The 23,639-nt window shown below is 59.3% G+C and carries 24 protein-coding genes; 7 read left to right on the top strand and 17 right to left on the bottom strand.

Annotated elements, in window-relative coordinates:
• Window positions 1-383 precede the first annotated feature (383 nt).
• Complete coding sequence (gene infC, locus AB1805_14800; protein MEW5746696.1) at window positions 384-893, top strand: translation initiation factor IF-3; 510 nt, start codon at window positions 384-386, stop codon at window positions 891-893.
• A gap of 181 nt (window positions 894-1,074) precedes the next feature.
• Here the strand turns inward: infC and AB1805_14795 are convergent, their stop codons facing one another.
• The 5 genes from AB1805_14795 to rplM form a co-directional block, all read right to left on the bottom strand.
• On the bottom strand, window positions 1,075-1,584 hold the full coding sequence (locus AB1805_14795) for an Hsp20/alpha crystallin family protein (GenBank protein MEW5746695.1): 510 nt from the start codon (window positions 1,582-1,584) through the stop codon (window positions 1,075-1,077).
• Window positions 1,585-1,711: 127 nt separating this feature from the next.
• On the bottom strand, window positions 1,712-2,179 hold the full coding sequence (locus AB1805_14790; protein ID MEW5746694.1) for a metallophosphoesterase family protein: 468 nt from the start codon (window positions 2,177-2,179) through the stop codon (window positions 1,712-1,714).
• Window positions 2,170-3,210, bottom strand: a complete 1,041-nt coding sequence (gene argC / locus AB1805_14785) for an N-acetyl-gamma-glutamyl-phosphate reductase (protein MEW5746693.1) — start codon at window positions 3,208-3,210, stop codon at window positions 2,170-2,172. The genes AB1805_14790 and argC overlap by 10 nt, the downstream gene beginning before the upstream one ends.
• Window positions 3,211-3,321: 111 nt before the next feature.
• Window positions 3,322-3,714 carry a 30S ribosomal protein S9 gene (gene rpsI / locus AB1805_14780; protein MEW5746692.1) on the bottom strand — a complete coding sequence of 131 codons (393 nt, stop codon included), beginning with the start codon at window positions 3,712-3,714 and terminating at the stop codon, window positions 3,322-3,324.
• Between the two features lie 12 nt (window positions 3,715-3,726).
• Entirely contained in the window at window positions 3,727-4,161 is a 435-nt protein-coding gene (gene rplM / locus AB1805_14775) for a 50S ribosomal protein L13 (protein MEW5746691.1), read from the bottom strand.
• Window positions 4,162-4,503: 342 nt separating this feature from the next.
• On the opposite strand from rplM, the gene thiD reads away from it, so the two are divergent.
• From thiD to AB1805_14760, 3 genes are read left to right on the top strand one after another with little or no spacing between them, the layout of a single operon-like run.
• Window positions 4,504-5,268 (top strand): bifunctional hydroxymethylpyrimidine kinase/phosphomethylpyrimidine kinase, encoded by a 765-nt coding sequence (gene thiD / locus AB1805_14770; protein MEW5746690.1) that lies wholly within the window; start codon window positions 4,504-4,506, stop codon window positions 5,266-5,268.
• Window positions 5,269-5,314: 46 nt separating this feature from the next.
• A complete protein-coding gene (gene radA, locus AB1805_14765; GenBank protein ID MEW5746689.1) occupies window positions 5,315-6,679 on the top strand; it encodes a DNA repair protein RadA in 1,365 nt (454 codons plus the stop codon).
• Window positions 6,663-7,361, top strand: coding sequence for a hypothetical protein (locus AB1805_14760; GenBank protein ID MEW5746688.1), 699 nt, complete (start codon window positions 6,663-6,665; stop codon window positions 7,359-7,361). Before radA ends, AB1805_14760 begins: the two co-directional genes overlap by 17 nt.
• On the opposite strand, the gene AB1805_14755 is transcribed toward AB1805_14760, so the two are convergent.
• From AB1805_14755 to AB1805_14725, 7 genes are all read right to left on the bottom strand, one after another.
• Window positions 7,349-8,596, bottom strand: a complete 1,248-nt coding sequence (locus tag AB1805_14755; GenBank protein ID MEW5746687.1) for an MFS transporter — start codon at window positions 8,594-8,596, stop codon at window positions 7,349-7,351. The two genes, AB1805_14760 and AB1805_14755, sit on opposite strands and share 13 nt — an antisense overlap.
• Window positions 8,597-8,636: 40 nt before the next feature.
• Entirely contained in the window at window positions 8,637-9,359 is a 723-nt protein-coding gene (gene rnc / locus AB1805_14750; GenBank protein MEW5746686.1) for a ribonuclease III, read from the bottom strand.
• Window positions 9,322-10,572 (bottom strand): beta-ketoacyl-ACP synthase II, encoded by a 1,251-nt coding sequence (fabF, locus tag AB1805_14745; protein MEW5746685.1) that lies wholly within the window; start codon window positions 10,570-10,572, stop codon window positions 9,322-9,324. The genes rnc and fabF overlap by 38 nt, the downstream gene beginning before the upstream one ends.
• Window positions 10,569-10,799, bottom strand: a complete 231-nt coding sequence (gene acpP / locus AB1805_14740; GenBank protein ID MEW5746684.1) for an acyl carrier protein — start codon at window positions 10,797-10,799, stop codon at window positions 10,569-10,571. The genes fabF and acpP overlap by 4 nt, the downstream gene beginning before the upstream one ends.
• Window positions 10,800-10,910: 111 nt before the next feature.
• A complete protein-coding gene (gene fabG / locus AB1805_14735; GenBank protein ID MEW5746683.1) occupies window positions 10,911-11,651 on the bottom strand; it encodes a 3-oxoacyl-[acyl-carrier-protein] reductase in 741 nt (246 codons plus the stop codon).
• Window positions 11,652-11,854: 203 nt separating this feature from the next.
• Complete coding sequence (locus AB1805_14730) at window positions 11,855-12,352, bottom strand: YajQ family cyclic di-GMP-binding protein (GenBank protein MEW5746682.1); 498 nt, start codon at window positions 12,350-12,352, stop codon at window positions 11,855-11,857.
• Window positions 12,353-12,470: 118 nt separating this feature from the next.
• Entirely contained in the window at window positions 12,471-12,914 is a 444-nt protein-coding gene (locus tag AB1805_14725; protein ID MEW5746681.1) for a phosphate-starvation-inducible PsiE family protein, read from the bottom strand.
• 423 nt (window positions 12,915-13,337) lie between these two features.
• Here AB1805_14725 and AB1805_14720 point away from each other — a divergent pair, with 423 nt between their 5' ends.
• The 3 genes from AB1805_14720 (at window position 13,338) to AB1805_14710 (ending at window position 17,897) form a co-directional block, all read left to right on the top strand.
• Window positions 13,338-15,353, top strand: a complete 2,016-nt coding sequence (locus tag AB1805_14720; GenBank protein MEW5746680.1) for a sensor domain-containing diguanylate cyclase — start codon at window positions 13,338-13,340, stop codon at window positions 15,351-15,353.
• 103 nt (window positions 15,354-15,456) lie between these two features.
• Window positions 15,457-17,205, top strand: coding sequence for an ATP-binding protein (locus AB1805_14715; protein MEW5746679.1), 1,749 nt, complete (start codon window positions 15,457-15,459; stop codon window positions 17,203-17,205).
• Entirely contained in the window at window positions 17,202-17,897 is a 696-nt protein-coding gene (locus AB1805_14710) for a response regulator transcription factor (GenBank protein MEW5746678.1), read from the top strand. Before AB1805_14715 ends, AB1805_14710 begins: the two co-directional genes overlap by 4 nt.
• On the opposite strand, the gene AB1805_14705 is transcribed toward AB1805_14710, so the two are convergent.
• From AB1805_14705 to AB1805_14685, 5 genes are all read right to left on the bottom strand, one after another.
• Window positions 17,887-18,123, bottom strand: coding sequence for a chaperone NapD (locus AB1805_14705; GenBank protein MEW5746677.1), 237 nt, complete (start codon window positions 18,121-18,123; stop codon window positions 17,887-17,889). The genes AB1805_14710 and AB1805_14705 overlap by 11 nt on opposite strands.
• Window positions 18,124-18,145: 22 nt before the next feature.
• Window positions 18,146-18,415: a chaperone NapD gene (locus tag AB1805_14700; protein ID MEW5746676.1), complete on the bottom strand. Its 270-nt coding sequence runs from the start codon at window positions 18,413-18,415 to the stop codon at window positions 18,146-18,148.
• Window positions 18,412-19,413, bottom strand: coding sequence for a 4Fe-4S binding protein (locus AB1805_14695; GenBank protein MEW5746675.1), 1,002 nt, complete (start codon window positions 19,411-19,413; stop codon window positions 18,412-18,414). Before AB1805_14695 ends, AB1805_14700 begins: the two co-directional genes overlap by 4 nt.
• Window positions 19,400-20,173 carry a 4Fe-4S dicluster domain-containing protein gene (locus AB1805_14690; GenBank protein MEW5746674.1) on the bottom strand — a complete coding sequence of 258 codons (774 nt, stop codon included), beginning with the start codon at window positions 20,171-20,173 and terminating at the stop codon, window positions 19,400-19,402. The genes AB1805_14695 and AB1805_14690 overlap by 14 nt, the downstream gene beginning before the upstream one ends.
• 92 nt (window positions 20,174-20,265) lie before the next feature.
• Window positions 20,266-23,604 carry a molybdopterin oxidoreductase family protein gene (locus AB1805_14685; GenBank protein ID MEW5746673.1) on the bottom strand — a complete coding sequence of 1,113 codons (3,339 nt, stop codon included), beginning with the start codon at window positions 23,602-23,604 and terminating at the stop codon, window positions 20,266-20,268.
• Window positions 23,605-23,639: the final 35 nt, after the last annotated feature.

Genomic DNA, 23,639 nt, shown 5'->3' with positions numbered 1-23,639 from the left:
ATGAAGCCGAAGCCTTTGGAATCGTTGAACCACTTTACTGTTCCGTTAGCCATTGTGTACCTCCTTACTTGTTAGTTGAACTTTCAGAAGGGCACAAATAAAAAGGCCACAAAGCTAAAAGTCTTTGCGGCCGTGAATGGGCTAAAAACTTCTGAAACTCTATAGATAGCCTAGCACGTCCACGGATAATTAGCAACATAATAATCAGCGCGGATTACACCCGCATATCGGTTCTAAAAAGTTTTATCCGCCCGAACATGGTACACTATAGGTAATGGAGCGGCCTTTGGCCCGAGTCGTGCGAGGCGGAGACCAGCAAAGGACACCACCAAAAGGAGGACCACCCTATCACTAATCAAAGAAGAGTATCGCCCGGACGTGTCGTGGATAAGACCCGCGTAAACAACCAAATCCGGCTGATCCAAGCGAAAGAGATACGTGTTGTCGCCGATGAGGGGCAAATCGGCATCATGGACATTGATTCAGCACTGAAAATGGCGGAGGAGCGCGACCTGGATCTCGTGGAAATCAGTCCTCAAACCGATCCTCCGGTCTGCAAGATCATGGACTACCGGAAGTTCAAGTTCGAGCAAAGCAAAAAGCTGCGTAAGGACAGGAAGCAGCAGACAACCGTGACACTCAAGGAAATCAGGATGCGCCCCCTGATCGATACCCATGATTATGAGTTCAAGAAACGTAATGTGCGGAAGTTTATCGACCACGGGGACAAGGTTAAAGTGACCGTTCGGTTCAGAGGACGGGAATTCAGCCGCCCGGAACTAGGGGCGAATGTCCTGAACAGGCTGGCATCGGAACTGAGGGATATCGCAAAAGTAGAGTCCCCGCCGAAGATGGACGGCCGCCAGATGGTAATGGTTTTAGTCTCCTTATAAGGTTCCCGCGCTCGGGGGCCGGCTTGCACAAGTGCGTTTACCCGCGGAGGGATATGATCGTATCCCTCCAGCAATTTACTCCCCTGCGCCGAGAGCGGCCTTAACCCCTTTCACAAAAAGGCGGCGCCCGGCAACAGAGAGGCGCCCTCCGGCTGCCGCCTCTTAACCGGCCATCCGGCCATTATTCGATAGCGACCTTTTTCGCCTTCTGTTTTGCCTCTTCGGTTTTGGGGAGCCGTACTTCGAGGACACCATCATGGAATTTCGCTTTCACCTCATCCGCCTTCACCTCCGTCGGGATGTCAAAAGAACGGGTAAAGGAGCCATAAAAGCGTTCATGCCGGTAGAAGTTCTTCTCCTCGATCTTTTCCTCTTCCTTCTTCTCACCGGAGATGGTGATCGTATGGTCGGTGATATCAACGGAGATATCGTCTTTCTTGAGACCGGGCAGCTCCGCCTTCATAACCACATCGCCATCCTCCTCGTAAATGTCCACCGAGGGGGCAAATTCCTCTGCCCCGAAGATTCTGCGCGCCGGCCACCAGGTCGGCTGATTGAGCAGGGAGAACGGCCTTCTGAAGAACTCTTCGAACTGCCGTTCTATCTGCTCGAACGGTGAAAGCGGTCGTGCCGGTTCGGCTTTCATCAATGCTCCCGACTCCTTTTTAGCTTTCTTCTCTTTCTCGGCCATAGTGCACCTCCTGAACCATGTTTTGATCTCATACTAAGATTTTATCTCGTCCCGTACACCAGTCAAGTGCGTGAGCTCATAGAGTTCCGGACACGCTGCACATGGGTGGAGGATAAACAGGATGCGTCTATACTCTCAGCTCTACTATCTCCGCAACAACCGACGTTCCCTTGATGCGCAGCAGGGCGACGCTGACCGGCAGATGAAAGCGGCGCGGCCCTGCGCTGCCGGGGTTCACGTAGAGCACGCCTTTTCGCTTTTCGACAGCGGGCTGGTGAGAGTGGCCGTAGATAACGGCACTGAGGCCTGAAGCTGCGGGGTCGAGGTCGAGCTCGTGGATATTGTGGAGCACATACAGGGAGGCCGCGCCGATCTCGACGACCTCGGTGAGGGGAAGCTCCCGCGCCCAGCAGTCCCGGTCGGTGTTCCCCCGCACAGCGACTACCGGCGCGATGTTCTTCAAGACGTCGAGCACCTGCAGGGTCCCCACATCGCCGGCATGGACGACCAGCTCAACGCCCTGCAGCGCCCTGACCGCCTCGGGGCGCATGAGCCCGTGAGTATCGGAGATGAGGCCGATGACGCTTACGGGAATATCCCGAGCTGCTCCAGGGCAGTAGTCTCCTTGAAGCCGAGCATGATATTCATGTTCTGCACCGCCTGCCCCGATGCGCCTTTCACGAGGTTATCGATGGTCGAGACCACGATCAGGGTATTGGTCCGGGTGTTCACCGTGAGCCCTATATCGCAGTAGTTGCTGCCGCGGACATTCTTCGCGTTCGGGAATACGCCCTCATCGAGCACATTCACAAACGGCTCCCTCTCGTACCGGCTCCGGTAGAGCGCAAGGATCTCGGCGGTGGCGCTCTTCCTGAGCAGCTTCGCGTACATGGTCGAGATGATGCCGCGGTCCATCGGCACGAGGTGGGGCGTGAACGTAAGCGTAATCTTCCTGCCCGCAACGCCCGACAGCTCCTGCTCAATCTCGGGGGTGTGGCGGTGCACCACGAGCCCGTAGGCCTTGAAGCCCTCGTTCACCTCGCAATAGGAGAAGCCCACATCGGCCTTCCTGCCGGCGCCCGAGGTGCCTGACTTGGAATCGATGGTGATGGTGTCGGGGTCGATGAGCCCTGCGGCAAGCGCCGGGGATAGCCCGAGTATGGCGCTCGTCGGGTAACAGCCGGGGTTGGCGACGAGGCCCGCTGCGGCAATCCTCCCGCGATGCAGCTCGGGCAGACCGTAGACAGCCTCCTTGAGGGTCTCCCGGTAATGGTGCGGCGTCTTGTACCACTCCTCGTACACCGCCGCCTCGGCGATGCGGTAGTCGGCGGAAAGGTCGATCACTTTCTTCCCTTTCCTGAAAAAATAATCGACCGCCTCCTGGGAGGCGGCATGGGGCAGGGCCATGAAAAAGAGGTCGGCCTTGTCGAGCAGCTTCTCCTTCTCCATCGGCTCGTAGACGAGTGTCCGGTACCGGCTCAGATGGGGGAAGAGATCGGTAACCCGCCTGCCCGCTGACTTCTCGGACGTTACCGCCGTTATCGTCGCTTCCGGGTGCAATAAAAGGATCCGGAGCAGCTCCGCCCCCGTATACCCGCTTCCGCCGCAGATCGCTATCTTAACCATCGGTCTCCATCCTTACACTTTTATAATGATTTCCCTTTGCTTCCTAAAACATAAGGCCCGTTCTCCGGAACGGGCCCTACGGTATCCATCATCGCTATGACGAGGGGGTGATTAACGCTTGGAGAACTGGAATCTCCTCCTCGCACCGGCAAGGCCGTACTTCTTTCTCTCGACCTCTCGCGGGTCTCTCGTGAGGAGCCCCTCTTTCTTGAGCTTGGACTTCATCTCCGCATCCACACTCACCAGCGCCCGGGAGATGCCGTGCCTCAAGGCGCCTGCCTGGCCGCTCAGCCCGCCGCCGTTCACGAGCGCCACGACATCGAACTTGCCGGTGACGCCGGCCACCTGGAGCGGCTGCCTGATGATCATCCGCAAGGTCTCCCTCGGGAAATAGGTGTCTATCTCTTTGCTGTTGACGGTGATGGTGCCCTTCCCCGGGACGAGCGTAACCCGGGCGATCGACCTCTTTCTTCTTCCTGTCGCGTAGTATTTTATTGCGGCCATTCCCTCTGCTCCTTATTTCGTGATTTTTATGAGTTCAGGTTTCTGGGCGGCATGGCCGTGGTCGGCGCCGCGGTATACCTTCAGCTTCTTGATCATATCCCTGCCGAGCCTGTTCTTGGGGAGCATTCCCCATACCGCGGCCTCGATCACCCTCTCCGGCGCGGTGTTAAGACGGTCCTTCAGTCTCTCTTCCTTCAGGTTGCCCATGTATCCCGTATGGTGCTGGTAGACCTTATCGATGAGCTTGTTGCCGGTCACCTTCACCTTGTCGGCGTTCACGACGATCACGAAATCGCCCGTATCGACATTGGGAGTAAAGATAGGCTTATGTTTGCCGCGAAGGTACGAAGCGATCTGGGCCGCCATCCTCCCGAGTACCTGGTCTTTGGCATCGACGACGTACCATTTACGCTCGATCTCGTCTTTCTTTGCAAATCTGGTCTTCATGTACGCACCTTCCCTTAATATTTGAATACATCCTGCAAACAGCTTCAAGTCTAATAAAATACATGAATTTACGTGTTTTTGTCAACCGGTCCGACAAAAGCTTCCTCGCCGTCGGTACCTTTTTGGATAGTCCTGCTGATATAATACTAAGAGCTTCTAACAAAATGAAAGAACTTAGAGTCGGACGAGGCATAGTATATGAGCGGCTTGGGCAGCCCAAGAGAAGCCAGGATGGCGGAGCGGGCTGCCCCGCCTCGGAGGTCGCATCGACCGAGAATGAGCGAATGTACTGTGCCTCGTCTGACTCTCTGTGCTCATTCTGTTAGGCGCTCTAAAGATAGCATGAAAACGGCGCTCACGATAGCAGGTTCCGACCCTACGGGAGGGGCCGGGATACAGGCTGACCTCAAGGTTTTTCATCGCTTCGGCGTTTACGGACTCTCGGCAATCTCCGCGCTCACCGCTCAGAACACGGCAGGCGTCTTCGCGGTCGAAGCGGTCGGGAACAACCTTCTCGAAGCACAGCTGACGACCCTCATCAATGATCTCAGGCCGGATGCGGTGAAGACCGGCATGCTTCTCAGCCCCGAAAACGTTGCCGCGGTCGTCAAGGTGATACGCGCTTATGATCTCCGGAACATCGTGATCGACCCGGTCATCCGATCATCGTCCGGCGCCGCCTTAATCGAGGAGAAAGCGCTCGAGGTGCTGAAGAGGGAGCTGCTGCCGCTCGCAACGGTGATTACCCCCAACATCGCCGAAGCAGCGGCGCTTACCGGTATCCCGATAGCGAATGAGAGGACGATGGAAGCAGCGGCAAGGACGCTGAAGCAGCTCGGCCCCGAGGTGGTCGTCATCACCGGCGGACACCTCGAACAAGACGCGACCGATCTCGTTTATGACGGCAGTGCCGTTCACCGGGTCAAAGGGAGAAAGCTCCCGGGAGAGTACCACGGCACCGGCTGTGCTTTTTCGGCTGCGGTCACGGCGCTCCTCGCAAAGGGGACGCCGGTCCTTCATGCCGTAGAGGCGGCAAAAGAGTTCATGCGCGCCGCGCTCGCGAATGCGTATACTGCAGGGAGGGGAATGAGGTTGCTCCACGTATAAGTAAGAAGTGAGGAGCGGGAAACGAAGGAAAAGATGAGGCGTGGTTATGTCTAAGATAAAGACGATCTTTCAGTGCCAGGCCTGCGGGTTCACCAGCCCGAAGTGGCTCGGCAAGTGCCCCGACTGCGGGGCGTGGAACAGTTTCGCCGAGGAACAGGAGGCGCCGAAGTCGCTGAACGTCCGCCGCGGCGGCCCCTCCGGACAATCGGCAGCGCCGCAGCCGCTGAATACCGTCACCGGCGGCAAGGAGAAGAGGACCGCCATCGGCATACGGGAGCTCGACCGGGTGCTGGGCGGCGGGCTCGTCGACGGCGCGATCATCCTGATCGGGGGAGACCCGGGCATCGGCAAGTCCACCCTGATCCTCAACGCGCTGGCGAAGATAGCGGAGACATCGGGGGCCGTCCTCTATGTATCCGGCGAGGAGTCGCCGGAGCAGATCAAGCTGAGGGCGGAGCGCATGGCGATCGATTCCGGCGATATCGCGCTCCTTCCGGAAACGCTCGTCGAGAATATCATTCAGAGCGCCCAGGCAATGAGGCCGGCCGCGCTGGTGATCGACTCCATTCAGACCGTCTACACCGAGGAGCTCACCTCGGCGCCCGGCTCCGTGGGGCAGATACGGGAGTCGGCGGCGAAGCTCATGTCCTTTGCCAAGCGGACGCACATACCGGTCTTCCTCATCGGCCATGTCACGAAGGAGGGCGCCATCGCCGGGCCGCGGGTGCTGGAGCATATCGTCGATACGGTGCTCTACTTCGAGGGAGACAGGGGGCATCCCTACCGGATCCTGCGGACGGTCAAGAACCGTTTCGGCTCGACCAACGAGATCGGCGTCTTCGAGATGACCGACAGCGGCCTCGCCGAGATCGACAACCCTTCGGAGCTCTTTCTGTCGGAACGGCCTCTCAATGTGGCGGGGTCGACCGTCATCGCGAGCATGGAGGGTACGCGCCCCCTGCTCGTCGAGGTGCAGGCGCTCGTCTCGCCGACCACCTTCGGCATGCCCCGGCGGACGAGCATGGGCGTCGATTTCAACAGGGTGAACCTCCTGATCGCGGTGCTCGAGAAGAAGGCGGGGCTCCACCTGGGAGGCATGGACGTGTTCACCAATATCGTCGGGGGATTGAAGATCGTCGAGCCCGCGACCGACCTCGGCATCATCGCTGCCATAGTCTCGTCGTTCAAGGAGGTCCCGATCGACTCGAGGACCTTCCTCTTCGGCGAAGTGGGGCTGTCGGGCGAGGTGAGGGCTGTGGCCCAGGCCGAGACGCGGCTCAAGGAGGCGGCGAAGATCGGCTTCCGCCGCGCGATCATTCCGGCGAGCAATACGGCACGGCTGAAGTCGACGTTCGGGCTGGAGGTTATCGGGGTGAAAAATGTGGAGGAGACGATTGAACAGCTCAGGTAGCGGCCAGGGCTCAGCACCCAGCACTCAGCCTCTTTTATTCCGGCTCCTGGCTTCCGGCCTCTGTGTTCTGCTTCTCATTTCCTGCGCTCCCAAACAGATCGAGCGCCCCGCTCACGCAGGGGTCGCCCTGGAGGACGCCCTTGCCGCGTTGAAGGCGGTCGACGCTGTCGAGGCGGTGCTCTCGATCGACTATGAAAAGAGCGACAGTGTCATGAGCGGCGATGCGTTCCTGAAGGTTTCGGAGAGCATGCTCACCCTGCGGTTGTATTACCTCGGCTTCCTCGCCGGAGAAGTGACGGAAGAAAACGGCGTCGTCAAGAGCAAGCCGAAGCTCGACAGGAACAAGAGCGCCATTCTCGTGGACGGCCTGAAGAACAGCTTCCTGTGGTGGAACATAGACCACTATACCGTACAGGAGAACGAGACGGCCTATATCGTCAGGAACTATAACCGCCGCCTCGTCATCAGCAAGGAGACGCTCCTCCCCGTCGAGCAGACCATAGAGCTCGACAGCGGGGATAAACTGAGCATCAGCTACGATGTGCCGGTGAAGAATACGGAGCAGGCTCTGTCACTCGCCGCGGATTCGCTCCTGCAGTGGTATCAGTCACACCTCACCATCCAGCTCAAGAAGCATGTCGTCCGGGTCAAGGTAAAATCGCTTGCCTATCAGAAATTCTGACCGCTGTCTTCCGCGTTCCGGCCGTTGCTGTTCGGTCCTCCTCCCCGCACCGTCATGACTATCGCAAGCCCTGCAACGAAAAACGAGGAGATCGCCAGCACCGCCGGGCGCTGGCTGTTGAACGCGGTCGAGAGATAGCCGAAGATGAGCGGGCCGAGTACCGCCGAGGTCTTGCCCACCATCGAATAGACGCCGAAGTATTCGGAAGATTTCCCGGGCGGAATGAACTGCACATAGAAGGCCCGCGACGCAGCCTGAATGGTGCCGAGCCCGAGGCCCGCACAGGAGGCGACAAAGAAGAAATGCGCCTTGCTGGTAATGAAGAACGCCGCTACCGCGACCGTTGTCCAGAGGCAGAGCGAGAGCAGCACCACCCTCTTGGGCCCCCAGACGTCGATGGGCCGCGCCAGGGCAAAAGCGCCGGCGAGCGCCGTCACCTGCACGACCAGATAGAGCAGCACCAGCTCGCGCGGAGCAAACCCGAGCGTGGTTGCGGCAAAGACGCTCGAGAAGACGATGACCGTATTCACGCCGTCCTCGTAAATCAGAAAGGCTAAAAGAAAGCGGCGCTGATCGCGGTTTTGCACGATGCGGCGCAGTTGGACCATGCTCTGCCTGAACCCGTTCACCGCTGCGCTGCGGATACCGGCGCCGCCCCCGCTGTCACGGGGCAGGATTAAAAATGCCGGGAGGGAGAATATCCCGAAAAAGAGCGCCACCATCGGCCAGACGAACACCAGCACGCCGTTCTCGATGAGGGCAAGGGCGATCAGGAGCGAGAGGATCGAGCCTGCGTACCCGATCGCGAAGCCCCAGGCCGAGACCCGCCCCTGCTGCTGCGGCCCGGCGATCTCGGGGAGAAAGGCATTGTAAAAGACCGTGCCCCCCTCAAGCCCGACGGTGGCGAGGACAATGAGGAAGAAGCCCTCGACGACCATGCCCTGGCGCAGAACGGTAAAGGAGGCGACGGCGGCGATGCAGAGAACGGTGTAAAGGATGAGCAGCCTTTTTTTTATTCCCGCGTAGTCGGCGATGCCGCCGAGAAAAGGGGAGCTGACCGCCACGATCGCCATGCTCGCGGCGATGGCGCGGCCCCACCAGAGGTCGCCCTGGCCTGAGTCGTTGCCGACGATATGTGCGGTATAGTAGACGGGGAAGACGACCGCTGCGATCACGGCAGAGAAGCTCGAGTTGGCGAAGTCGAAGAGACACCAGGCGAGTACGTTCTTGTTCATTTCCTCTCACGATGCGGGGACCTGCTCCCTCGCCCTGCTCTTATTTCTTTGCGGCTTCGCCCTGAACGATTCTCTCGAGCGCCCCTTTGGCGGCAGCCATCTGGGCCTCTTTTTTGCTCTTTCCGGTACCGCTGCCGTAAAGACAGCCGTTGATATAGACTTCTGCGGTAAACACCTTCCGGTGCTCCTCGCCCTCCTGCTTCACGATCCGGTATTCGGGGAGCAGCCCGAAGATGCTCTGGCACTTCTCCTGCAGCTCGCTCTTGCAGTCATACCCCTCCTGCCGCGAGAGTACGGCGGGGATTTTATCGATGAAGAGCTTCAGGATGACCGACCGTGCCGTTGCGTAGTCGCTGTCGAGAAAGAGCGCCCCCACCACCGCCTCGAAGGCGTCGGAGAGCACGGAGCGCTTGCTCCTGCCGCCGGTCGACTCCTCGCCCTTCCCGAGCCGCAGGTATTTGCCGAGGGCGAGCCGGGAGGCCATCTCGAAGAGCACCGCCTCCTTCACCAGGTAGGACTTCATCTTCGACATCTCGGCCTCGCTCAGGGGCCTCTCATGAAGATAGAGCATCTCGGCGATGATGAGGCCGAGGACCGAATCGCCGAGGAACTCGAGCCGTTCGTTGTGGGTCTTTACCTTTCCCGCATTTTCGTGATGAAAGGATTTGTGGGTAAGCGCAGTGAGCAGGAGCTTCTTGTTCTTGAAGGAATACCCGAGGATTTCCTCAATTTCCTTTGTATATTCCGAAGATGAGACAGGCATTGGTTCCCCCGAATCCAAAGGAGTTTGAGAGTGCATAGGCGACGTCGAGCTGCCGTGCCTCATGCGGTACATAATCGAGATCGCACTCGGGATCGGGATTGTCGAGATTGATCGTCGGCGGCACCATCCGGTGATGGATGCTGAGTACCGAGAATACCGATTCGACGCCTCCCGCGGCCCCGAGGAGATGGCCGGTCATGGACTTCGTGGAGCTGACGCAGAGCTTATAGGCATGCTCGCCGAAGACGGTCTTTATCGCCGCTGTCTCGAGCTCATCCCCGTACTTCGTCGAGGTGCCGTGCGCGTTGATATAATTGATACGGTCGGGAGCTATGCCGGCGTCCTTCAGCGCCGCCTTCATGCAGCGCACCGCCCCTTCGCCTCCCGGGGCGGGCGACGAGATATGGTAGGCGTCGCCGGACATGCCGTAGCCGACGACCTCCGCATAGATCTTCGCCTTTCTCGCCAGGGCGCTCTCGAGGTTCTCGAGGATGACGATGCCCGAGCCCTCTCCCATCACAAAGCCGTCGCGGTCGGTATCGAAGGGCCTGCTCGCCCGCTGCGGGTCATCGTTCCTGGTCGAAAGGGCCTTCATGACCGCGAATCCGCCGACGGCGAGGGCGGCAATACATGATTCGGTGCCCCCCGCGATCATCGCGTCGGCGTCGCCGCGCTGGATGATCTTGAAGGCGTCACCGATGCAATGGCTGCCGGTAGCACAGGCGGTGACCGCCGAAGAATTGGGCCCCTTCGCCCCGAACTTGATCGAGATATTGCCTGCTGCGAGATTGATGATGAGCATGGGGATGAAGAAGGGGGATATCCGCCTATGCCCCTTCTCGAGATACGCCTTATGATACTGCTCGATGGCGGGGAGCCCCCCCATGCCGGCGCCGACGATGACGCCCACCCGGCCGGCATTCTCCTCAGAAATCTTCAGCCCCGAATCCTCCACCGCCATCGTGGCCGCGGCCATCGCCAGGTGGATAAAGCGGTCCATCTTCTTTATCTCTTTCGCGTCGATGTACGGGGCGGGATCGAAGCCTTTCACTTCACCGGCAATACGCACGGGAAGCGCCGACGCATCGAAATGCGTAATAGGGCCGATACCGGAGACGCCCTGGAGCGCGGCATTCCATGAGGCCTCGACCCCGATGCCGATCGGGGTCACGAGCCCTATTCCGGTAACGACGACTCTTCTCGTTTCGATCATCCTAACTTCTTCGAAATATAATCGACGGCATCCTTGACCTTTGCGATCTTCTCGGCGTCCTCATCGGGGATCTCGATGTTGAACGCCTCTTCAAAGGCCATGACCAGCTCGACCGTATCGAGCGAGTCCGCACCGAGGTCTTCCACGAACGACGCCTCGGGCGTCACCTCGGACTGGTCGACGCCGAGCTGCTTCGATATGATCTCTTTCACTTTCTCTTGTACCATTATTTCCTCCTGGATTGAATGCAGATTTTAGAATGCAAAAAGCACGACTGACCGCCAGCGTGAACAACCCGTCGCTTCTGCCGCTCCCGACGGATCACTCACGCTTAACGGTTACATATACATGCCGCCGTTGACATGAATGACCTGGCCCGTAATATACCCCGCTTCAGGCGAAGCGAGAAAGCCGACCGCGCCGGCTACGTCCTCGACCGTGCCGAACCGGCTCATCGGTATCGCCTTGAGCATCTCCTGCCGTACGTTCTCCGGAAGGGCATCGGTCATGGCGGTCGTAATGAAACCGGGCGCGACCGCGTTCGCCGTTATGCCCCGGCTCGCATACTCTTTCGCCGTCGTCTTCGTGAGACCCACGATGCCCGCCTTCGAGGCGCTGTAGTTCGCCTGGCCCGGATTTCCCATGAACGCGACGACCGAAGCGATATTGACGATCCTGCCGTACCGCTGCTTTGCCATGACCTTTACCGCCTCTCTCGTACAGAGGAACGTGCCCTTGAGGTTGATGCCGATCACCGCGTCCCAGTCCTCCTCCTTCATCCGGAGCAGGAGGCCGTCCCGCGTAATGCCCGCGTTGTTCACAAATATTTCTATTTTACCAAATTCCTTTACCGCCGCCTCAACCATGCCGCTCACGTCGGCGGCGCTCGAAACGTCCGCCTTGAGCGGGAGACTCTTCACGCCGCTCTTCTCGAACTCCGCCGCCGTCGCCGCGGCGATATCGAGCTGCACATCGACCACGACGATATTCACGCCCCGGGCTGCGAGCGCTGCGCCGATCGCCTTCCCGATCCCGCGACCGCCGCCGGTAACAACCGCTGTATGTCCTTTCACTGGCATCTACCCCCGTGCAAAAAAGTCGGCACCCATTTTAACAGAGGAGCCGGCTCATTTTCCAGTCCCTTTTGACGACCGTTCATAGCGTTCATCGCGTTCATCGCGTTCATCGCGTTTATAGCGTTTATAGCGTCTATAGCGTTGTAGCGTCGCGGTGTCCTATTTTCTACGCTGTAACGCTGTACTCGATAAACGCTACAACGGTATTACCGGTAGTTCTCGAACTGGAGCGGGATCCCGAAATCCTTCTGCTTGAGCTGCGCGATGATGACCTGGAGGTCGTCTATCTTCTTGGCCTTCACGCGGACCTGGTCCTTTTGTATCTCGGGACTCACCTTGAGCTTCATATCCTTTATATACTTCACGATCTCCTTCGCCTTCTCCGCGGGTACGCCCTGCTGCAGCGTAACAACCTGGCGAACGGTGTTCCCCGCAGCCGGCTCGAGCTTGCCGTAGCTCAACGCCTTGAGCGAAATCCCCCGCTTCACTATCTTCGACTGGAGGATATCGATAACGCTCTTCATTTTGAGCTCGTCATCGGAGACGAGGGTTATCGTCCCCTTTCCCTTATCGAGCTCTATGGAGCTCTTGCTCCCCTTGAAGTCGAAGCGCTGGCCTATCTCCCGCAGCGCCTGGTCAACGGCATTGGTGACCTCCTGCATATCCACCACACTTACGACATCAAACGAGTGTTCGTCTGCCATAACACCCTCCTTTAAGCCCGTTCATCGCGTTCATCGCGTAAAAATACCCCCGATAAAACCAACCCGACAAACGCTATAACGCTGTACGCTATAACGCGATAAACGCGATGAACGGTCGTTACTGTTCCAGTCTCTGAGCCTTGACGGAAAGATAGTAAGCGACCATGAGGATAATAATGATAAGGGCGCTCAGGCCCAGCTCGTACAGCTTTTCGACCGGCACATGCTCCATGAAGGAGGTCTGGGCCTCGATGAGCAGTATCCGCCGCACTGCTGCGATGATGCCGATGGCGAGGAAGGGCCCCAGGATAAACTTCTGCTTTTTCAGGAACCTGATCACGGTCCAGAGGAGCTCGAGGATTATGAGCGCCAGCAGGACATCGTTGACCAGATGGATCATCGCATTACGGGAGGGAGTCAGGATATTGATCGTTGCGTAAAAGAGGATCATGGTGCACGCGCTGAGCAGGAGCACCGCGGCGATAATATGAAACACCATATCCGCCTTCACCAGCCAGACCCTGAACAGCTCTATTACCGTATCTTTTTTCTGATCTTCCATTTAGGATATATATTCTCTCTACCCGCCTGTCATTTTCATGACACATATTTACTTCGCCCGTAAAGCCCTGAAAGTAAACAGCAGCCCCGGTCGCTGATGCCGTCTCCATGACGGTGCTCGGGATAAGGTCTTGCAGGGGGCGCTCCAAGGCCTCCCCGCGCATCCAGCGGGATATTCTACTTCTCTCGGCTCTCTCGGCCCACGTTTCGGGAGAGGGAATCCGCCGCTCTTCGGTACACATACGCAGCAGGCGACCCTCCCGTCCTTTACGGTCAATCATTATACAACATTTTCATATTTTCCGACAGATTATGTAAGACAATGTGTTGACAGGGGGGAAACTTTGTGAGTACTATAGTCCTACTCATGATTGGGGGCTTTGCGCATCGAGGAGCAGCGCCGTACGATGCAGGATAGTTGCTGATGAATCCGGCATATTTCGATATCCAGTCGTTAACCGGACTGCAAGCCGTTCTTGCCGAGCTCACCCGCATGCCGTTTGCGCTGTACAACAGCAGCGGCGACCTCCTCCTCCCCTCGCCCTCCCCGGACCGGCTGCTCACCCATATCACCGCACTCCCCGCAGGCGATGAGGAATACCGGCGTTTTGTACAGAAGGGCATCGAGAAAGTATCGCTGCGGAACGATATCGCCCTGCTCAAGGGGCCTGCCCAGCAGCACTACCTCTTCATGCCTCTTACTATCAACAAAACCCTTTTGGTAGCGCTCAGCAACCCGTTCTACCTGAAGGCCTTCGATTTCGAGCACTTCCTGCTCACCGAAGGGGCGTCGTACGGGCTCTCGCGGGAGCAGCTCGACCAATGGCCGGAGCACCTTGCGGTGAGGGACTACGCGGATATCCAGAAAACCGCCTCTGCCGTGAGGCTCATCTTCGAAACAGTACTGCGCTGGAGCTATGAGCGCACCCTCAACCAGAACCGGTTTCAATGGATGAAGACGCTGACCGACGTGGCGCTGAGCATTACCGCCCCCTCGTCTCCGGCAGAGGTGTATGCGCTCGTACTCGATACCCTGCTCTTCGTCTTCGATATCGAAACCGCGGCAGTGATGGTCAAAGAGGGCGGTTCGTTCGTAACCGCTGCAGCGGCGGGACGCATGAGGGACGCCGTCGCCCCCCTGACCATACGGGAGTCTCCCCGCCTCGCCGAGTGCAGGGAGAGCGGCTCCGCCTTCTCCTCCGCTGACGGCGCAGAAATAGCCGCGCTCGGGTTTCCCCCGGCAGTAACGACGCTCCACCTCTTTCCGCAGCTCTCGTTCGCCGCTACATCCGGGATGGCGGCGGTATGCAACGCGGCGCTCACCAGGGAACAGTCCCGCTGCATCATCGATTTTCTCAGACTCGTCAGCCTCGTCCTCGGGAGCCTCTCGCTCAGGGAGGATTCGCGCAAGCTCGCCGCGGACCTCGACCTGCTCGCCGGAGCCGTGGCACGACTGCTGCCGCACCTCCACCACCGGGAGATGCTCTATGAGGCGATTGTGCATACGGCTGCGGACCTGCTCGGCGCCGAGCGCTGCTCGCTCATGATGCCTGAAGACGGCGCGCTCACCGTAAAGGCGGTGAAAGGCGTCAATCAGTGGCTTATGCAGGGGGTCGCGGTCAAGGCCGGAGAGGGGATCGCCGGGAAGGTGTTCAAAGACGGGGCGGCCCTCGTCTCGAAAGACACCGCCGTACTCGAGCGCTGCGGCTTCAAGCCGCGCCACCACTACAAGACCGGCTCGTTCATGTGCGCTCCGCTGCAGTTCGACCATGAACGTCTCGGTGTCCTGAACATCGCCGATAAATCGTCCGGCCGGGAGTTCACCGATGCCGATCTGAGCATCCTCGGCCATTTCCTGGCGTATGCGGCGCTCAGCCTGAAGGTCTCGGGCTATCATGCCCTTGCGGAGCAGATGAAAGAGCTCTCGATCACCGACACCGTCACCGGGCTCTTCAACCGCCGCTATCTCGAAGAGCGTTTTACCGAGGAGATCCACCGTTCGGAACGCTACAATCTCACCTTTTCCCTGGTGATGCTCGATATCGATGATTTCAAGCTCTTCAACGACAGCGAGGGACATCTCGCGGGGGACGACGTCTTGAAAGATGTTGCGCGCATCATCCACAGGGATTCGCGGGTGAACGACGTCGCCTGCCGGTTCGGGGGAGAAGAGTTCGCGATCCTCATGCCCCAGACCACCAAGGAAGAGGCATTCCTCGTCGCCGAGCGGGTGCGAAAGAACATCAGGGAATCGCTCACCGAGGGATGGCAGAAATTTCCTCACTCCTGCATCACGGTGAGCATAGGGATCGCCTCCTTTCCCGGCGACGGGGAGAGCATCAATGAGCTGATCAGGAGCGCTGATACCGCGCTCTACCGGGCCAAATCCCTCGGCAAAGACCGGACCATGGTCTACAACAGGATAGAATCGAAGAAATAAGCGCCTCTCGCGCGTGGCGCTCGCCTCCCTGCTTTTCGATCATTCTTTATGCAGTCAGGACGATTTTGATATACTTAATATACAAATGGCTCCTCATGTGGACATGAAAGACAGACTCTCGACCATACTGCCCTTACGCCTGAATCTTCACCTCAAATTCATCATCGGCTGCAGCCTCACCCTCGTCATCGCGCTGGGCGTCTCCTTCTACCTTATAGCCCAGCGCCAGGAGCGCCTCATCATGAGCCAGGTCGAGAACGAGGCCCGCGTCCTCTTCAAGCAGATCGTCCTTACGCGCAACTGGATATCCGACCACGGCGGGATTTTTATCGAGAAGCTCCCCTGGGTAGCGCCCTCTCCTTACTTGAAAGATTCCGAGATCACCGACAGGCAGGGCAGGCGCTACATAAAGGAGACCCCCGCGATGTTCACCAAAGAGCTCTCGAAGTATGCAAAGGAGAAGGGGTTCTACTGGTTTCATATTACCAGCCTCAAGCTCACCAATCCCGAAAATGCGCCCGATGCGTTCGAGAAGAAGGCGCTCCTGGAGTTCGAGAAGCACGGCATGAGCGAGCTCATCGCCATAGAGACCATCGACAGGGCGAAGTATCTCAGGTATATATCCCCCCTGCACGTGGAAGAGTCCTGCCTCAACTGCCATGCGCACCAGCATTACGAGGTCGGCGACGTGCGGGGCGCGATCAGCGTCATGGTGCCGGTGGACAAAACCTTTGCCGAGATCGCCGAGAACAGGAAGGGGATGATCATCGCCATGGCGCTCACCGTCCTCGCCCTCACGGCTGCGCTCTTCCTGATGATGCGCAATCTCGTGCTCACGCCCATGAGGAGGCTCAAGCGCGCCATACGGGATTTTTCGGAGGGCAACTACAACCCCGAAAACAGGCTGAAGACCGGCGACGAGTTCGAGGACCTCTGCCGCGCCTTCTCCGAGATGGCGGGCACCCTCACGACCTACCACCAATCGCTCAACGAGCGCATCCGTGGGGCGACGAAGGATATCGAGGAGACGAACAGAAAGCTGGTCGAGGCGAATACCCTGCTCAACGAGTCGAACCTCCGGAAATCCGACTTCATTGCCCGGGCCTCCCACGAGCTGAGGACCCCCCTCACCTCGATCAAGGGCGCCATGGACTATATATCGGCAAAGCTTTCGGCGATCCCCGAGGAGCGGCTCGAGGGCACCTCACTCGACGACCTCTCGATCTTCTTCCAGGTGATCAAGAAGAACTCCGAGCGGCTCATCAGGATGGTGACCACCATGCTCGATATCGAACGGATCGAGGTGGGAGCAGCCGAGTTCCACTACACCACGGTGAACCTTTCGTATCTCATTGCCGAGACCATGACCTACCTCCAGGTCAATGCCGATGAAGAGGGGATCGTGCTGTACGCCGATCTTCCCGAGTCCCTGCCGGTCTGCGCCGACGAAGACAGGATAAAGCAGGTGGTGGTGAATCTCCTTTCGAATGCCATAAAGTACAGCCCTCAGGGGGCGGAAATCGGCCTCACCGCCTATGCGGAGGAGAGCATGGTCATTGCGGAGGTCCGCGATAAGGGGCCCGGCGTTCCCGAAGAGGAACAGGAGAAGATATTCGAGAAGTTCTACAAGAGCGGCAGCAAGGAAGGGACGGGCCTGGGCCTCGCCATCTGCAAGACGATCATCGAAGCGCACAGCGGGACTATCGGGGTGAGGAGCGACGGCAGGAACGGGAGCTGCTTCTACTTCACGCTGCCGCGCCGGTCGAGCTCCGGCATGCCCCTCTCCGGGCCCTGTACGGTCTCCGCCGAAGAGCACCGGGTGCTCGAAATGGCCAAAAGGATAGTGCCATGAGACACGAGAACTCAGGGACCCTGCTGGTCGTCGACGACGACAGGGACATCCTCAAGGTGCTCAAGGCGAACCTCGAGCTCCATAACTTCCGCGTCGCCACCGCACCGTCATGGGCCGAAGGGCAGGCGCGGCTCTCTGAAGAGCGGCCCGACCTCGTCATCCTCGACCGCATGCTTCCCGACGGCGACGGGGTCGATATATGCCGGACGCTCAGGAAGACGCATCCCGATCTGCCCATCATTATGCTCACTGCCAAGGACAAGGTTTCGGACAAGGTCTTCGGCCTCGAGAGCGGGGCGGACGACTACGTGGTAAAGCCCTTCGAGACCCTCGAGCTGATCGCGCGGATCAAGGCCTGCCTCAGGCGCTCGAAACCCGCCGAAACAGAGAGCCGCGTCGCCATAGGAGCCCTGAGCATCGACTACCGGAGGAGGATCGTCACCATGAAGGGGAAGGAGATTATTCTCACGCCCAAGGAATACGAGCTCCTCTGCTACCTCGTCGCCCACCGGGGCAGCGTCATCAGCAGGGAGGATATCAAGAAACACCTCTGGAAGGAGTCGAAGATATACTCCTGGAGCAGGGTCATCGATGTGCATATCCAGCACCTGCGCCAGAAGATCGAGAAGAACCCTTCGGAGCCCTCCTATATCCTCACCGTCCCGGGCATCGGGTACCGGTTCAAGGAATAGGGAGCGAGTCCCGGGAGAATACGGGATAGACGCCGACGACTCCTCTCATCTCGTTGATCTCCTTCGTGTTGCGGGCGATCACATGGACATCGTCGGTATCGAGCAGCAGCACGATCTGGTTGTCTTTCACTCCCTGGATGCTGACATGGCTCATGGCCGAAAGCGCCTTCGACAGCTCCTCGCCGCCGCCCCGTTCCACCTTTATGATAAGCCCTACGATCTCCATCAATACTCTCCAGGGGTACTCTCTAGCGCGCCTCGAAAAAAGAGGTGTCCTCCGGGTCCCGGTCAGCCCCTTCGAGGCTGAAGTAGGCGAGATAGACGCTCCTGACCCCTTCGATATTCTTCAGGGAGTCGAGCGTCTCTTTCACCTGCCCGGTCGCCTCCCGTTCGATGAGGAACACTATCTTCTCATCCTTCCTGTCGGTGACCTCCACCTCCCGCTCCTCGAGCGCCTTTACAACGGTCTCGACATCGCGCTCTTCGTTCACCTCTATGAATCCGCTTGCAACGATCATGGTTTCCTCCCGAGCTTCATCGCTATCACGCTGTTCCGGGTCGCGCATCCCTCGACGCACCGCCCGCAGTAGATGCAGTTGCCGTCTCTTATGACGCCCCGGTCCGTATGCCGGGAGATCTCGACCTGCATGTAACACTTCTGGTCGCAGAGCGCGCAGCGCTCGCACTTCCCCTCCTCGACCGTGAGCCTGAGGAGGCTTATCCTGTTGAAGAGTCCGTAGGTCTTCCCCACGGGACAGAGCACCCTGCACCAGAGCCGGGGGAACACATACTCCAGCGCCAGGAGAACGGTCACCGCGCCGGCCGAGCAGAGGAGGACCGGCGTCTCGACCGGCAGATCGAGGGAGAGAAAGAGTCCTCCCGTAAGCGCTCTGAAAAAGTTCGTGAGATGGGAGAGATAGTTGGTAAAGAAAGGAATGCCCGCTATTGCCGAAAACGCCAACAGTCCCGCGGCGATGAAATACCCCGTCCTCGGCGGTATCCCCCGCCGCCGAGGGATGCGGCCACTGTCCCCTCTCTTATGCTCTCCGTTCTCCGTCTCTCGTGCACTGTACAGGGCGCCCTGTTCTGCGTCTTTCGCCTTTCGGCCCCTGGCTCCCGGCTCCCGGATTCTTCTTTTGACGCTGTCCACCATCTCGTAAAGGAAATCCATCGGACAGACCCATCCGCAGAAGGCCCTGCCGAAGACGAGGTAGACGGCGATTACCGGGAGCACTGCAGTGAGCGCGACCGCCGTAATCTCCCCTGACGCGGCAAGGCTCTCGGCAAAGGCGAACGGATCGATGAGCTTCACGAGCCAGACCGCCACCGAGCCGGTGAGGCCGCCGACGAGCACCTTTATCCGGGCAAACTGAAGAATGAAGAGCATCAGAAAAGAAGCCATGACAAAGCGCCGGAGCTTCGACAGGGGCAGGAGTGCGCGACGCGCGGTCTTTTCGCGCTCTTTGACCTCATCGCGCAGCACGGCCAACGCATCATGTCCGTTAGCGGTATTCACGCTCCACCAGCCTTCCCCGCGCCATGATCTGCGGCAGGTTCTGTCCATAGATAACGGCATAGCGCTCCTCGTGGGGCATGGCGAGGAGCCTCGTGAATTCAGCCGTGTATGCCGGGCCCGCGACGCGGTAATGACCCCGGGTGACCACTTTGATCGCCGAGCCGCCGAGGGGGCAGTACTTGACGCACAGCCCGCAGCCGACGCACTGGTCGTTGATATACGGCTGGTTGCCCCAGGCACCGTTGTAAAAATCGAAGACCTTCGCCCCCAGGGGGCAGGCCTTGCTGCAGGAGAGGCAGACATCGCCGTTCCAGCCGAAGCAGAGCGAAAAATCGATGAGCGCCCTCCCCATGGCAACCTTCTCCTTCTCGACCGCGACGAGCGCCCCGGTGGGGCAGTGCCGCGGGCACTCCATACAGAGCGTGCAGGGGAAATCCCTCATATCCTTTATGAAGGGCGTCCCGAAATTCCTGAGCGCGCCGATGCCGGCCACGGCGACGGCATCATAGCTCATGGCATGGCAGACATTGACACAGACGCCGCAGCTGACGCACTTCGCCCTGAAGCTGTTCTCAGGCAGCGCTCCCGGCGGGCGTATCAGTCCTCCTGAAGCGATATGGGCAAGCGGGCCGGCCTGCTCCTCCTTCGGCGCGCGTGCGGAACACCCCGCCTGCAGCACGCCCCCCGAGAGGGCGAGAGCACCGGAGATCGCCGATAATTTGATAAAGTCCCTTCGCGTGCAGTTCATCGCCTGGTTCATTGCCTAGTTCATTGCCGTGTCAGGGGAAGGCGGGCAGCGGACGGGAGGTCCCTCTTTCCCGGTCTCCCTTCCGCTGCCTGCAGCGTACCGTGCTACGTGACGATCTTGCCGGGCTCCGCCTGGGCGGTTCTCGTCTTGCCTTTGTAAATCTTTACCGCAAACATCTTATAGTCCGGCTGGAAGCTGAAGGGATCGAAGGCGTCCCTCATGATCATGTTCACCAGCTTGTACTCATCGAAGAACGGGACAAAGACATAGTCGTGCCGCGGCCCGCCCGTCGCCTTGCTCACATCGAGCACCTTTGCGGGCAGCTGGATCTTGCCGCGGGGAGATTCGACGATCACCTGGTCGCCGTTCCTGATGCCGAGCTTCTTCGCGAGCACCTCGCTCATCTCGACGTACGCCCCCGGCACCGCCCTCGCCAGCTCGGGGACCCGCGTCGTCATGGAACCGGTATGCCAATGCTCCACCACCCTCCCGGTGCAGGCGCCGTACTTGTAGGGGGTCGTGTCGATGATGAGGAGCTTGCCGCCGTCGGCCTTGACGTACTCGTGGCGCAGGTTGTGGAACTCCGCGGGGCTCAGGGCGATGTTCTTCAGCGCATTGACATCCGTGTCCGGGTCCCCGACGACGCTCGCCGTGTATTTTGCGATCTGGTCGTAGGGGGCGGCGCTGTTCTCGTTCACCTTGGCAGGGTTGAACTTCCGCTCGATCACCTCGACGGTCTTGTACTTGACGAACTGCTTGCCGTCGAGCTTGCAGGCCCACCAGGGATTGGCCCAGGCAATGGCCCTGCCGTCCCATCCCGGCGCCTTCCTGCCTTTGCCGTCGGACGTCGGGATGTCGACCATGCCGTTGATGAAGGCGTTCGAGTTGTAGAAGCTCGCATACCAGCCCCTGGGCAGGCTCTCCGCCCGGTGGTACTCCTCGTCCGTCTTCATGGCAGCGATGTTCTTCTCGAGCCACGCGCCGTAGACCGGGTTGAACTCCTTCATGTTTTTGAGATAGAAGGCGGTCTTGCCGTCTATGTGCGGGTCGTAGGGATACGCGTACTGTATGCGCGACTGGTACTTGTCGTAGCGCTTCTTCACGTCCTCGCTGGAATGGTACTCGGCAGGGAAGGGAATCCGGTAGCCGTGGTTCTGTTCGAGCAGCAGCTCCCGCTTCATGCCGCTGAAGTCGTAGCCGGTGCCCTTCGAGAGCTCCATCAGCTCGTTCCAAATGTTCCAGGAGAATTTCCGGTTCCACTCCTTCGTCTTCGCCGCTTGAATGGTCTTCTTCATCCAGTCGCTGCCGTCGTACTCGGCGGGCCAGAACTGCGAGACATGCCCCTTCGGCACCAGTCCCTTCTCCTCGAGCCGCCTCATGACGAGCGCGAAGATGGTGTGGTCGGGAATGGTATTGCCGTAGGGCTCGATCACCTGCTTGATCACCTGGTAGCGCCGCTCGAGATTGCCGAAGACAAACTCCTTCTCGTACCAGCTCGAAGCGCCGAGGACCACATCGGAGACCATCGTCGTCGCGTTGGGGAACGCCTCGAGGGTCACGACGAGCGGCCATGCCTGTCCTTTCTGTGCGCCCGCGCAGGCGAGGCGATACGGCCACGCATAGGGGAGGCTCTGGCCGGCGTTCACCGTAGAGATGAACTGCACCTTGATCTGCCCTGCGCCGAGCCTCCTGAACATCTCGATGGTGTGCGGCCCGGGTTTGTCATGGATCTTGATCTTCTCGGTCTCGGCCTTGATCTCGGATTCGGAGACGCCCCTCTTCTTGAGATAGTCCGCGGCATTGTCTTTCCATATCTTTTCGACCTGGCCGCGATGGACCGGATTCGCCACGAGCCTGCCGTAGGGGAGCGCATGGCAGAGCGCGCCGGGCGCCCTGATGCCGCCGCAGGCATTCGGCTGGCCGGTGAAGCTGAAGGAGTGCTTGCCGGGCTTCACCGCCTGTCCGGTGATGAGGTGCAGCATGTGCAGGGAGGCGTTGGTCCAGGTGCCCTGGAGCTTCTGGTTGACGCCCATGCACCACGCGGAGAGGGTGGTGCCCTCGGCGAACCACGTTGCCGCGAGCCGGAGCGCCTCGGGACCGCTGATCTTCTTCCAGGTCTTCGTCGCCCGGTCATAGAGGAGCGGCGACTCTCCCTCGAAGATGATGTCGCTCACCTTCTCGGGCTTGTAGTCTTCGAGGAACTTCAGGAAGAGCGCAAACCCCTTGTAGAGGTCCTTCATGATATCGTCTTCGTCGGCATATTTGCTCTTGAGGTTCGGGTAGGTCTTCCTCGGTTCCGCGGAATAGGTGAGGTCCCACGCGGCGTCCCTGGTGCCGCCGTAGGTGGTCTTGATCCAGGTCTTCTTCACATCCTCATGGATGCCGAAGCTCACGTGGCGCTCGATGAACTTCTTGTCGAGATAGTTCCATTTCGCGGTCACCGTGCCCTTCTCGACATCGGCCTTTGCGCCGTCCATCTCGTGGGCGATGATATAGGCGAGCGCATTGATGAGCACGAGGTCCCTGCCCGTTGCAAAGGGGAGCCAGAGGTCCGCTATGGTGCCGGAGCGGGTTTTCCGGGGGTCGGCGAGGATGACCTTCACCTTGTCGGGATTTTTCATCTTGAGAGCCGCGAGACGGTTGAAGATGATGGGGTGCGCCTCGGCCGTGTTGCTGCCGATCAGGAAGAAGGTATCCGCATGCTTCCCGAAGTCGGGATCGGGAACATCGATGTCGTCGAGGCAGCCGTAGGGCTCGTCCTTTCCGAAGGCGTAGAGATACCCCACCACTGCGGAGGCCATGCAGGTCCGCGGCTGTCCCTCGATGGCGTTATTGGCGAGCATGCCGCCGGCCTTGAAGGCTTTATTCATGATATGGGTCTCTTCGGTGCCGAGCTGGCCGCTGCCGTAATAGGCGACGCTGTGCTTGCCGTGATCCTTTATCGACTTCTCGACCGCGTCGACGACGAAATCGATGGCGTCTTCCCAGGGGACGAGATAGAAGTTCTCCCTGAGATCGGCCTCCGAGGGTTTCATTCCCCGGGGGTCCTTGGTGGTCTTTCCGGCGAGCACCCTCGGGGAGTTGTAGAGGTCCGGCTTGCCGGTCTTCGGGTTGATCCATTCCTTGCGTACCAGCGCTCCCTTGGGACGCTCTTTATAGGCGATCGCCTTGTGGAGATAGAACCCCTTGGTGCAGAGCACGCCCCTGTTCACCGTGCTCTTCAGGTCCCCCTTTATCGCGACGACCTTCGCTACCGTGCCCGCGGCGTCCACCTCGCAATCCGCGATCATCGTGCAGCCCACGGCGCAGTAGCGGCACTGGCCTACGGGAAACGATTTGAGCGACGGCGCCGCATAGAGCAGCTCCGGCTTGGTGATGCCCGCTGCGGCGGCGGCAGCGGTGATAGCGCTGGCCCTCAAGAAATCCCTTCTGCTAAGCTTCATGTAGTACCTCCTTGTAAAATCCCGAATCTCTCGCT

This window comes from Nitrospirota bacterium, assembly GCA_040752355.1.
Taxonomy (GTDB): Bacteria; Nitrospirota; Thermodesulfovibrionia; order Thermodesulfovibrionales; family Dissulfurispiraceae; genus JBFMCP01.
This window is presented reverse-complemented; position numbering and strand designations above follow the sequence as displayed.